Annotated in this window: 13 protein-coding genes; 6 read left to right on the plus strand and 7 right to left on the minus strand. The window is 44.3% G+C overall.

Annotation, left to right across the window (positions count from 1 at the left end):
* The coding region (locus tag HZB75_00005; protein QQG50881.1) for a single-stranded DNA-binding protein at positions 1 to 250 on the plus strand (250 nt) is incomplete at its 5' end.
* Here HZB75_00005 and HZB75_00010 read toward each other — a convergent pair.
* Positions 247 to 1,341 carry a glycosyltransferase family 4 protein gene (locus tag HZB75_00010; GenBank protein ID QQG50882.1) on the minus strand — a complete coding sequence of 365 codons (1,095 nt, stop codon included), beginning with the start codon at positions 1,339 to 1,341 and terminating at the stop codon, positions 247 to 249. The genes HZB75_00005 and HZB75_00010 overlap by 4 nt on opposite strands.
* 33 nt (positions 1,342 to 1,374) lie before the next feature.
* Here HZB75_00010 and HZB75_00015 point away from each other — a divergent pair, with 33 nt between their 5' ends.
* The gene (locus HZB75_00015; protein ID QQG50883.1) at positions 1,375 to 1,923 is read left to right on the plus strand and encodes a phosphoheptose isomerase; all 549 of its coding nucleotides are present in this window, start codon (positions 1,375 to 1,377) and stop codon (positions 1,921 to 1,923) included.
* Here the strand turns inward: HZB75_00015 and HZB75_00020 are convergent.
* The 4 genes from HZB75_00020 to HZB75_00035 are packed head-to-tail and all read right to left on the minus strand — an operon-like array spanning position 1,911 to position 5,192.
* Complete coding sequence (locus HZB75_00020; protein ID QQG50884.1) at positions 1,911 to 2,330, minus strand: GtrA family protein; 420 nt, start codon at positions 2,328 to 2,330, stop codon at positions 1,911 to 1,913. The two genes, HZB75_00015 and HZB75_00020, sit on opposite strands and share 13 nt — an antisense overlap.
* Positions 2,320 to 3,267, minus strand: coding sequence for a glycosyltransferase family 2 protein (locus tag HZB75_00025; protein ID QQG50885.1), 948 nt, complete (start codon positions 3,265 to 3,267; stop codon positions 2,320 to 2,322). The genes HZB75_00020 and HZB75_00025 overlap by 11 nt, the downstream gene beginning before the upstream one ends.
* Positions 3,268 to 3,280: 13 nt before the next feature.
* Positions 3,281 to 4,138, minus strand: coding sequence for a succinate--CoA ligase subunit alpha (gene sucD / locus HZB75_00030; protein QQG50886.1), 858 nt, complete (start codon positions 4,136 to 4,138; stop codon positions 3,281 to 3,283).
* Positions 4,131 to 5,192, minus strand: coding sequence for a hypothetical protein (locus HZB75_00035; protein ID QQG50887.1), 1,062 nt, complete (start codon positions 5,190 to 5,192; stop codon positions 4,131 to 4,133). The genes sucD and HZB75_00035 overlap by 8 nt, the downstream gene beginning before the upstream one ends.
* Positions 5,193 to 5,272: 80 nt before the next feature.
* On the opposite strand from HZB75_00035, the gene HZB75_00040 reads away from it, so the two are divergent.
* The 3 genes from HZB75_00040 to HZB75_00050 are packed head-to-tail and all read left to right on the plus strand — an operon-like array spanning position 5,273 to position 8,115.
* A complete protein-coding gene (locus tag HZB75_00040) occupies positions 5,273 to 6,079 on the plus strand; it encodes an ABC transporter permease (GenBank protein QQG50888.1) in 807 nt (268 codons plus the stop codon).
* 1 nt (position 6,080) lies between these two features.
* On the plus strand, positions 6,081 to 7,268 hold the full coding sequence (locus HZB75_00045) for an ABC transporter ATP-binding protein (GenBank protein ID QQG50889.1): 1,188 nt from the start codon (positions 6,081 to 6,083) through the stop codon (positions 7,266 to 7,268).
* Positions 7,261 to 8,115: a polysaccharide pyruvyl transferase family protein gene (locus tag HZB75_00050; GenBank protein QQG50890.1), complete on the plus strand. Its 855-nt coding sequence runs from the start codon at positions 7,261 to 7,263 to the stop codon at positions 8,113 to 8,115. Before HZB75_00045 ends, HZB75_00050 begins: the two co-directional genes overlap by 8 nt.
* On the opposite strand, the gene HZB75_00055 is transcribed toward HZB75_00050, so the two are convergent.
* The gene (locus tag HZB75_00055; protein ID QQG50891.1) at positions 8,096 to 9,244 is read right to left on the minus strand and encodes a CDP-glycerol glycerophosphotransferase family protein; all 1,149 of its coding nucleotides are present in this window, start codon (positions 9,242 to 9,244) and stop codon (positions 8,096 to 8,098) included. The genes HZB75_00050 and HZB75_00055 overlap by 20 nt on opposite strands.
* Positions 9,244 to 9,663, minus strand: coding sequence for a glycerol-3-phosphate cytidylyltransferase (gene tagD, locus HZB75_00060; GenBank protein ID QQG50892.1), 420 nt, complete (start codon positions 9,661 to 9,663; stop codon positions 9,244 to 9,246). The genes HZB75_00055 and tagD overlap by 1 nt, the downstream gene beginning before the upstream one ends.
* 72 nt (positions 9,664 to 9,735) lie before the next feature.
* Here tagD and HZB75_00065 point away from each other — a divergent pair, with 72 nt between their 5' ends.
* The gene (locus HZB75_00065) at positions 9,736 to 10,776 is read left to right on the plus strand and encodes a glycosyltransferase (GenBank protein ID QQG50893.1); all 1,041 of its coding nucleotides are present in this window, start codon (positions 9,736 to 9,738) and stop codon (positions 10,774 to 10,776) included.
* The last annotated feature ends 119 nt before the right edge of the window (positions 10,777 to 10,895 follow it).

Genomic DNA, 10,895 nt, shown 5'->3' on the forward strand with positions numbered 1-10,895 from the left:
AAATGCCGAACTCACCCGCGTTAACGTAGACGTTGCTGATTACAAAAAACAGCACGCCGAAAAGGTTGCTGCAGACGCGCGTGTTTGGATTGAAGAGGTTCGTAGAACCGGTGACTCGCATATTGCAGATCTTAATGCAGCCGACCGACGCGTTGTTCACCGCGTTGCCGATGAATACGACGATATTCGCACCTTTTCTGAGGGCGAAGGTCGTGACCGCCGAATCGTTATTGTACAAAAGAGCTCCTAGGAGCTCTTTTTAAGTGCGTTCATGTAGATTGCGTGGGTTTGTTTTGCCATACGCTTCCACGAGTATTTTTTAACTTGTTTGGCGCCTTTTTTAATAAGTGATTCACGGAGTGCTTTGCTGGCAAGAATGTCGCCAATAGCACGAGCCATATCGTTGACGTCGAAGGGGTCAAAGTAGTGTGCTGCATCTTCATATATCTCGGGAAGGCATGTCGCCGAGCTACTGGCAACAGGCGCGCCATATCCCATAGCTTCAAGGGCTGGTAGGCCGAAACCTTCCATAATTGAAGGGAATACGTAGGCATCACAGTTCTTAAATAACCAGTCGCGCTGCTCGTCTTCGACAAAGCCGGTAAAATGAATATTTTTATAGCCTTTGCTTTTAAAATACGCTTCGTTCTTAAGGGCACCCGGGGTTTTGCGTCCTACTAAAATAAGACCTAAATCGGGATAGCTTTCAAGAAGCAGCTGATGCGCGTCGCCAAGTCGGCGAATATTTTTGTAATCTGACTGCTGGCCGACATACATAATAAATTTTTTGAATGGGTGCTTGTAGGGCTTGAGCTTGTCAAAAAACACATCAGCCGCCTCGTAGGTACGAGTTATTTTATTCTCGGGAATATGCGAATAGTCCATGTACTCTTTTTTGACATAATCTGTAGGAACGATAATATGTTCGTTCGTTTTTGCGATGCGCTTAAAAAGATAGCGACCCACAAGCTGCTTTGAGTGATACATAAGCCAGTTTTTGTCGGTATTGTACGTCTTTAGTAGGTTAAGATCGTGGACGGTAGTTACTTTTTTGCCACTATATAAAAGCGGTTGTTGTGGCATGCAAAAATGAACAAGATCGGCATTTAATGTATCGAGGAATGCTTTAAATTTCGTTTGCTCTTCGAAAGAATAATTAGCAAAGTCGGCAGCGATAACCTTGAAGTTCTTATTTGAAGGCTTAAAAAAATCAAGGTCTTTTGTTGGAACGAGAATGCTATAGTGATTGGTTTTATCGATTTCTTGCAGGTAATAAACAAGGCGTTCAACGTAGCGGCCAGTAGATGTATTGATAATTCGTGCGTCGATGGCAATATGCATAGTGTTACTATTATACGGTATAATAGAGGGAGTATGCATCAGTTGCTTCGAAATATACATAAGTTCGATATCGAGAGTGATATTGAAAAGAGCGTCCTTGTGAGTGAGCTTTGCCGCAATATAGAGGATAGCGGCTATAAGGTAGTTGAATTGAACGACCAAAAACCTTGGGGTGCGTATATTCGTATCGACAGCACTCAGGCGGACGAATTTGTAAACGAGTTCTTCCCTGGCCTTACGCCGATCCAGGCGAGGTTAGGTGTAGAAGCCGCCGAACTGAGCCCGAAGATTCTTATTGTAGCACCTGGCCAGCGCCTCAGCTGGCAGTATCATAACCGCCGAGCAGAACGGTGGGCATTTTTAACCGATGGCCATTACCATAAAAGCGCTTCAGATGAGCAGGGCAATCCTATCGCGGTGACCGCCGGGCATGTTATTCAGTTCGCAAAGGGCGAGCGGCATCGTTTGGCCGGCATGAAAGACACATACACGATTGTGGCCGAAATTTGGCAGCATACCGACAAAAATGACCTCTCTAATGAGGATGATATTATTCGCCTTGCAGACGATTACGATCGTTGATTTGGCTGCTTTGTAAAAACAACCCGTGAGTACATGGTGTAATTCCACACGAGCGACACAACCGTCGCAACGAGTTTTGCAATCAGAAGTGTGAGGTTATCTGGAATTCTTAGCCCGCTAAAGGCTGCGGTCACAACATAAATAACGACGGTTTGTAACACCCAAAGGCCAAAAAGCGTTATGGCGACAAAGAATACTATTTCGCGAACAATATTAGTGTCGGTTGTTTTGAACGTATATTTTTTATTGGCAAAAAAGCTAAAACAAAACGCAGCAGTTGTAGAAATGATGTTAGATGTAATAACGGGTAGGCCGAAAGATCGTAGAAGAAACAAAAGGCCAAAGTCGATCGCGGTATTGAGGCCGCCAACAAGTACGAACCTCATTTTTTGTGAGTTATTTTTCATCACTTGGGTGATATTCCTCTACGAAATACAGCGGACGGTTTTTTGTTTCGTTAAAAATACGGCCAATATATTCGCCAATAACCCCCAGGGAAAGTAGCTGCACGCCACCGAGGAACAGAATAGCGGCCATCATAGATGGATACCCGGCGAGGTCGGTGCCGAAGAACAATGTACGAATAACAAGGTAAAGCATGTAGGCGAAGGCAAAAAACGAAACAACAAGCCCTGTATAGGTAGAAAAACGCAATGGCGATGTTGTGAAAGATACAATGCCTTCAATAGCGAGATCGACGAGCTTGAAATAGTTCCATTTGGTTTCACCGGCTACCCTAGGATCGCGGTTATAGGTAATTTCTTTCTTTTTGTAGCCAATCCAGCTAAACATGCCTTTGGTGTAGCGCTGACTTTCGCGTATTTGGCGTAGTGCGTCAACGCAGCGCCTATCAAGAAGGCGGAAGTCGCCCGTATCTTGCTGGATAGGAATTCGGGTTGATTTTTGTAAGACCTTATAAAAGGTTTTAGAGGTTATTTTCTTTAACCAAGTTTCACCCTTTCGGCTGGTGCGTCGCGCGTAGACATCGTCGTAGCCTTGTTCCCAAAGCTGGATCATTTGCGGGATAAGCTCTGGCGGATCCTGCAAATCGGCATCGATGATTACTGTTGCGTCGCCGGTGACGTGGTCGAGGCCGGCAATCATGGCCGTTTCTTTACCAAAGTTGCGCGAAAGATTGACATAGGCAATGCGATGATCGTTTTCGGCGTAGGTTTTGATTATTTCGAGCGTTTTATCGCGGCTTCCGTCGTTGACAAAAAGGAATTCAAAATCGTAATCGACCGTTTCGCCGGCAAGTTTATTGAGCCGTTCATAAAGGTGTCGAAGCGCTTCTTCTTCGTTGTAAGCAGGGATAAGGAGACTGATTTTTTTACGGTGTTTCATTGCTATAAGTATATCACTTTACTGATTGAACAAGACTAGTGATACTGTTGAAAGTTTGGACGCCAACACTGGCGAGTGCGGCAGTTTTAGCGTTCGCCGATTCATCTATAGAGCCCAAGATTGCGCCCGCATGGCCAAGTGGAATACCGGCTGGCGCTTCGTGGCCCGCGACGCAAGCATAAACAGGCTTTGTGATATTTTGCGCAATATACTTGGCCGCGTGCTGTTCGCTAGTGCCGCCAATCTCGCCGATAAGAATAATCGCAGTGACGTCTGGGTCGTTTTGGAATAAGGAGAGACAGTCAACAAAACTAGTTCCCTGAATGCGGTCACCGCCAATACCAATGATGTACTTCTGCCCAATACCGCGCGCCGTAAGACCTGCTGCGACTTCGTAGGTAAGCGTGCCCGAGCGGCTAACGACGGCCATAGAGCCGGGAAGACCCATGGCTGCCGGTATGATACCAAGTTTGCGAAGGCCGGGCATAAGGACACCTGGGCAATTGGGGCCTATAAGTACAACTTTGGCTGCGTCGGCACGATTTTTTACTTCAAGCATGTCATGAATAGGAATACCTTCGGTGATACATACAACAAGGGGGATACGTGCTTCGATAGCCTCGAGAAGGGCGTTTTTTGCAAACGGGGCGGGTACAAAAACAACGGTTGCGTCGACAGGCATATCTTTTTTTATGTCTGCAATTGTATTGTAAACGGGAATGCCAGCAACGCTTAGGCCGGCTTTTCCAGGAGATGTTCCCGCTACGATATTTGTGCCAGCATCGATCATTTGTGCTGTATGAAACGAACCATGACTACCGGTAATTCCCTGAACAATGACGTTTTTTGCGTTCATTACTTCCCTATTCATGAGTAACCTCGGCCTTTGCGGCAAGCAAGCATTCTTCGAGAGTAGCGAGAGTGGGGATGTTTTCGCTTGCTAAAATCGAAACGGCATCTTCAAAGTTTGTGCCAGCTAATCGAATATATAAAGGCGGTAGTTTGGTGATGCTCTTTTTTGCTTCGAGAATAGCTTTTGCGACCTCGTCGCAGCGAGTTATTCCTGCAAAAATATTGATAACAATCGCTTTTATATCTGGGAATTCCATGATTTTTGAAAAGGCAGCGATAATTGTACCCGCTGTGGCACCTCCGCCGATATCTAAAAAATTTGCAGGTTTCATGCCGTGTGCCGCAACGGCATCGACAGTAGCCATGGCAAGTCCTGCGCCATTTGCAATTGTCGCGATAGTTCCCGACGGGTCAAGTATGACGAAATTAGCACTAGAAGCCTGGTTTTCGTATGCTTTCCAATCTGGGTGTCGAAAAGAAGCGCTGTCGTCGAGTTCCATTTTACAATCACCGCATATGAGCGAATTGTTTTTGGTGAGAATAAGAGGGTTGATCTCGATAAGTGTTGCATCGCTCCTAATAAAAGTTGCAAATAGCTTGGCGATGAATGGTGTTACAAGGTCAACTGGAAGTTGAAGACGCGCTGCTGCTTGTTGGGCGCTATCGTCGATCGACTGAAGAGTAATAGGAATATTCAAAAAGTCGGTCGTGTGTTGTTCGACTTCAACACCTCCTTCCGGGTGGGCGATAAGGCGTATTGTGGCCGAGTCACGATCGATAAGGAGTGAAAGATAGCATTCACGCTCTATGGTAATAACTTCTTCAGCTAAGATGGTTTTTGGCAGGTAACCCTGAATAGGCAGCGCGAGGATCGCATCGATTGTAGTTTGCAGGATACCTTTATCGCTAACGATTTTAATGCCACCCGCCTTACCACGGCCACCTACGGGAACTTGCGATTTAAGGACGACAGGGAGAGATCCGTGATATATATTAGTAATAAGCTGTGACGATGGAATGGGTAGATCGCTACCTTTTAGAACCGCTTTTGCTTCATGCTCGAGTAATCTCATATCTTTCTAGCGTATCAAAGTAATTCTGTTTTGTCTTTTGGTGGGAAAGGAGCTAATGGTATATAATAATGGCAACAATCATGACTAAAAAATTATTCGATAAATATCGATACTCTGCCATTCTCTTGCGGGAGTTGGTGATTACCGATTTCAAACTTCGTTATCAGGGATCAGCGCTTGGGTATCTATGGTCACTGCTTCGACCACTATTCTTATTTGTTATTTTATATGTCGTTTTCGTTTATTTCTTAAAAATAGGCGGCGACATTCCGCATTGGCCAGTTGCGATGCTTCTTGGAATCGTTATGTGGAACTTTTTTGCCGAGGTGACAAACCAGGGGTTAAAATCCGTAGTAGGATCGGGTGGCATTATTCGAAAAATCAATTTCCCAAAGTACGTTATTCTTTTTGCCACCAGCCTATCTGCGTTTATAAACCTTATTATTAACCTGCTCGTTGTTGGTGTTTTTATGCTTATAAATGGCGTAGAGTTCTCGTGGACGATGCTTTATGCGCCGGTATTTATTTTAGAAATCTTTATTTTTGGGCTTGGCCTTGCGTTTATTTTGAGTACGATATACGTAAAGTTTAGGGACGTGAACTACATATGGGAGATTGTCATGCAGGCGCTGTTTTATGGATCGGCTGTATTGTTCCCGGTTGTTAAAGTCCTGGAGATGAATGCGACTGCAGGTCATGTACTTCTTCTCAACCCTGCAGCCCAGGCAATTCAGGACGCCCGGGAGGCTGTCATACCGGCGCTTTCTGCGGGAGTAAGTTCTAGTATCTTCATGACGCTTGTTCCTCTTGGTATCTCTATTGTGACAATCGTATTCGGTGCCTGGTTGTTTAAAAAGAGGTCGCCTCGTTTTGCGGAGGATATTTAACATGACGGCAAAACCTGTAATAGAAGTGAAGAATGTTCATAAGGAATTTTACCTTCCGCACCACAAGAGTGATTCGATTAAGGACAGCATTGTTCACATCTTCGATAAGAAGGATAAAGGAGCGGACTATTACAAGGCGCTAAAGGGTATTTCGTTTGACGTTAAAGAGGGTGAATTTTTAGGAATTGTGGGCCGAAACGGTAGCGGTAAGAGTACACTATTAAAGATTCTATCTAATATTTACGTGCCCACTAGCGGTCATGTCAGGCATTTTGGGAAGCTGGTGCCATTTATCGAACTGGGCGTTGGATTTAAAGCTGAACTGACAGGGCGAGAAAACGTTTATTTGAACGGTGCGCTTCTTGGATTTTCCAAAAAGGAAATGGACGAACGATATGATGAAATCGTCGCTTTCTCTGAACTTGAGAAATTTATGGATCAGAAGCTCAAAAACTATTCGAGCGGCATGAAGGTTCGGCTTGCTTTTTCTGTGGCGACTCACGCCGACGCAGATATTCTTTTGCTCGATGAGGTATTAGCGGTGGGTGATGCAGATTTTCAGCGTAAATGCTATGACTACTTTAAGTCACTTAAGCAACAGAAGAAGACGATTATTTTCGTTACTCACAGTATGGGGGCGGTGCGTGAATATTGTGACAGAGCTATTCTCATACAGGATGGAAAGATTACGCACGAAGGTTCTCCTGATGACGTGGCCGACGAATACCTTAAGATGTTTAATAAGCCCTCTGATAATAAAAATGAAAAAAGTGGAAAACGCTGGGGTAATCAAGATGTTGTTATCGACACGCTTAAGGTGGATGTAAACAAGGATACGATCATCGTCGATGCTACGCTTCGAGCCGGCCAAGCTCCCCCTGAAAGTGACGTTAAGTTCGGCTTTAGGATAAAAGACAGCCAAGGAAAAGTAATAGCTGGTGCCAATAATCTTAATGTTGGAGGTGCGACACATATGACATTCAAGTCGGGTGAGGTGAAAAACCTTGTGTTTACGATGCCGAATATATTTGGAAGCGCTATTTATCACCTTAGTGCGACGGTTAATCTTATGGATGGCATAACTACCTGTGATAACTGGGAGGATGTTGCTACATTTAGTAACACGAAAGACAATGTTCATTACCCTGTTGTATGTCCGGCAGAGCTAACGGTGAAAGACAATGCCTAAAATCAGCCGACTGGGACTTAAGCGTCTCTTACTTCACCCTAATTTAGCGTATCGAAAAATAGGAAATCGAAAAAAAGCTCCGCTAAAAGTGTATTGGTGGAGGTATCAATATCCAAAAAAACTTAATTTTGGCGATGAGATTACACCCTATCTTATTGAGTATATTTGGGGTAGGAAGTGCGTATGGACTGATGTGCCGACCTGTGAGTTGGCGGGAGCCGGTTCGATCATAGGTGTATTACAGACTGAATCAAAAGGCAATGTTATTAAGGTGTGGGGCAGTGGCTTTATTGAAGAGGGTGATGATAACGACTGTTCTAATCTTGATTTTTACGCCGTTCGCGGGCCACTTTCTAGACAGCGCGTAAAGGCGGATCGGAAAATCGCATTGGGCGACCCTGGACTACTCTCGAACCTTGCATTCGAACCTTCCCGTCAAAAAAAGTATAAGGTTGGGATTGTGGCGCATTATGTCGACAAGGAGAGCCCATTTCTTGACAAAATAAAGAACGATCCGACATATCTTTTGATTGATCCACTTCAAACACCGGCAAAAGTCGCTAAGGACATTACATCATGCGAGCTAGTTTTGTCATCGAGCCTTCATGGTCTTATTGTGGCGGATAGTTTTGCGGTTCCGAATTTCTGGATGCCGCTTTCCGATAACCTTACGGGCGGATCGTACAAGTTTAATGATTACTATATGTCGACCGAGCGAGAACTTGTTAGTGTGAAGCCTGATATCTTGGGTGATAATAGTGCGATTACCACGGCCATACAGAGCTACGTACCTGTGCGTCGACTCAGAAGGCTTCAGCGAGCTCTTATCAAGAGCTTTCCTTACTAAGATTCTTAATGAAAGATGCTATTGACTCGACACTTGTCCCGTCGCTATCAAAAAAGTTACGTTCGGTTGCTTGAGTCCATATAAACCTATCAATCCCCTGGCTGATTGATATAGATAGGATGTCTGCAATTTTTTTGGCGTTCTCGGTAGTTATTTTTTGTGAGTGCTCAACGACATCCGAAATAGAGGCATAATCACTGGCATCTTGCTGGTTGGCGCCAGTGTCATAGGCAAAAATAAGTGGCTTGTCTGTAAGAATTGCCTCAAGCATAACACTACTAACATCACCAATGATAGCGGAGCTGGCTTCGAATGTTTCGATAAGTCCAAGGTTTTTATATTTGCCCTCGGGAGCGTAAATGATATTGCCGGGTTTAGTAGCGATTATGTCAAAATATTCTTGAAGAAGTTTAGCGGGTGTCTGAGGATGTGGGCGAAAGAGTAATGTGTAGTTATCGGGAAAATTACGAACAATCTCTTTACCAACTGTATAAATAGATGAGGCTCCCCAGTACGTCGGAAGATATGAAACGATTGGCTTTGTCGGGTCGATATCTCCGGATTCAAGCAGGCTCTTTGGAACGACGATACTACCTCGGTTTTTGACAATTTCATCGGTACGCGCAATGCCAATGTCTACAAGTTTATTTGGACTAATGCCATTTTTGTCGACGAACTCTTTTTTGAGATATGGTCCAAGCGCCGCCATGTAGTCGTATTGTTCGAGCACCTGAAGGCGGTTGGCGCCTGCCATGTAGTCTTTTAGCATATTGCCATGGGTAAGAAACACGGTTTTAGGAGTGGTAAGCCTGACGCTTGGGCTAAAGTCGTAGAGCTCATAAAATACAACAACGTCGGCGTTTTTATTAAGAAAGTCACTTGTTTTTTTAAGGTCGTTATCTATTTTAAGGTAATGAAAGACCGGCTTTATTTTGTACCCGAAGCGCGTCCAGCGACGAGGTTTATTGTTGATGGTGATAACGGGGACATTATATTTTTCAACTTCTCGCTTTGCCTTTTCGGATAAAACAATGAAAGTTCCACCAAGTTCTTTTTGAAGAGGAAGCGCATGAAGAATGTGACTGGTAATATTGCCAAGAAAATAATAAATTCGGGGTTCAGCCGACATTATTTGGTTTCGCTCTCGATCGTTTCAAGTTCGGCAATGATTTTTTTGATGGCTGTCGATGAGATAGTAGGCGTGCGCTCGAGGTAATGAACGTCGCAGTATTCCTTAAGCTCATCGAACTTACCTTCCCAGTCGTTGCCCATAACGAAAAGATCAACATTGTTCTGTTGGATGTCGGTTACTTTTTGTGCCCAGTTTTCCTCGGGAATAACCATATCAACATAACGAAACGCTTCGACGAGTGCTTTGCGTTTTTCGTAGGGCATGTGAGTCTTTTTGCCTTTGATTTCATTGAATGCGTCGGTAGAAACGCCCACAATGAGCTTTCCACCTTCGGCCAACTCTTTGGCACGCCGCAGGAGTTCAATGTGGCCGTAGTGCATAAGATCGAATGTTCCGTAGGTAAGGACTGTCTTCATAGAATTCCATTATATCGCAATAGAGGCGAGTTTACTACGCGGGCATATCGTTTTATAATGATAGGAAGAAGCATGGCAGTGTTAGTCAAAAGCAAACAGCCGCTCGTATCGGTAATTATTCCTGTCTATAACTGCGAGGAGTATATTCAAGAGTGTCTTGACTCTATTTATTCCCAAACCTACAGTAACTATGAGATTATTTTAGTTAACGACGGATCGACTGACGGCAGCTTAAAACTCTTGAGGGCGAATGCGAAGAAGCATGCGGGCATTACGCTAATCGATCAGAGAAATATGGGACAGGGCTATACTCGCAACCATGCCCTTCAGCGCGCAGCGGGTGAATATGTGCTTTTTGTGGATGCCGATGATTACATAGAGGCGCAAACTCTTGAACTTGTAGTTGCGAGAGCTGAAGTGGATAAAGCTGATGCAGTACATTTTGACTGGAAGATGCTCAGTAGATTGCCAGATGGTACGACGCACCTTAGTCACTTTAATAGCGAATCATTCTCGCATAGGGCACTGCTCGTTGGGGCTGAATGTGACGAATTTATGGATATGAGAAACTATTTTAGCGTTAATAATCTTTTCAGGAAAGAATTTTTATTACGTCATAATATCCGATACGATGAGGGGCATATTTACGAGGACGTTTTATTTGTTGTTAGCGTGGCAAACCGGGCTGAAAGGATATCCCTTATTCATGACCCTTTGTATGTTGTTCGAAAGAACGACTCGTCAACAACACATTCGCATATTACTACAGACAAGCACTATCGTGATTTCTTAAGGGCTGTAAGGCTTTCATTTGATAGAGTGGAGCCGCGCATGGAGCACACGCACTATCTTCTTGCGGGTTATTTTTTAGAAAAGTTCATCGTCTATTACGAGAAAAGGGTGCCTAGGCGCTTACGGTCAAGCTATCTTAAGGATTTTGTCGATATTATGAGCACGGTTACTATCAAGATTCCAGCCCGCAAGGTACGCAAGCGCTTTTTAGAAGTGTGTATACGAAGAGAGGTCTTCGCAAAGCGCAAGTATTCTTTTTTTCGTGGACTCGTGCTTCATAAGACAACGCTACTGCCGCTACTTAAAAAGGTGAAGCGCTAACATATTGACGGTGTTGTGAAAATGATTGGAAACTATCAATACGATAGGGGTATAATAGAGAATGACATCTTTGCGCAATGTGGTGTGCGCAATGCGATTGAATTATAGAGGGGAGGATT

It is taken from the genome of Candidatus Saccharibacteria bacterium, assembly GCA_016432585.1.
GTDB lineage: Bacteria > Patescibacteriota > Saccharimonadia > Saccharimonadales > Saccharimonadaceae.

Bases quoted from the DNA above. Each gene is read 5' to 3' on its own strand.
- HZB75_00010 (QQG50882.1), bottom strand. From the start codon at position 1,341: ATGCATATTGCCATCGACGCACGAATTATCAATACATCTACTGGCCGC.
- HZB75_00015 (QQG50883.1), top strand. From the start codon at position 1,375: ATGCATCAGTTGCTTCGAAATATACATAAGTTCGATATCGAGAGTGAT.
- HZB75_00020 (QQG50884.1), bottom strand. From the start codon at position 2,330: ATGAAAAATAACTCACAAAAAATGAGGTTCGTACTTGTTGGCGGCCTC.
- HZB75_00025 (QQG50885.1), bottom strand. From the start codon at position 3,267: ATGAAACACCGTAAAAAAATCAGTCTCCTTATCCCTGCTTACAACGAA.
- sucD (QQG50886.1), bottom strand. From the start codon at position 4,138: ATGAATAGGGAAGTAATGAACGCAAAAAACGTCATTGTTCAGGGAATT.
- HZB75_00035 (QQG50887.1), bottom strand. From the start codon at position 5,192: ATGAGATTACTCGAGCATGAAGCAAAAGCGGTTCTAAAAGGTAGCGAT.
- HZB75_00040 (QQG50888.1), top strand. From the start codon at position 5,273: ATGACTAAAAAATTATTCGATAAATATCGATACTCTGCCATTCTCTTG.
- HZB75_00045 (QQG50889.1), top strand. From the start codon at position 6,081: ATGACGGCAAAACCTGTAATAGAAGTGAAGAATGTTCATAAGGAATTT.
- HZB75_00050 (QQG50890.1), top strand. From the start codon at position 7,261: ATGCCTAAAATCAGCCGACTGGGACTTAAGCGTCTCTTACTTCACCCT.
- HZB75_00055 (QQG50891.1), bottom strand. From the start codon at position 9,244: ATGTCGGCTGAACCCCGAATTTATTATTTTCTTGGCAATATTACCAGT.
- tagD (QQG50892.1), bottom strand. From the start codon at position 9,663: ATGAAGACAGTCCTTACCTACGGAACATTCGATCTTATGCACTACGGC.
- HZB75_00065 (QQG50893.1), top strand. From the start codon at position 9,736: ATGGCAGTGTTAGTCAAAAGCAAACAGCCGCTCGTATCGGTAATTATT.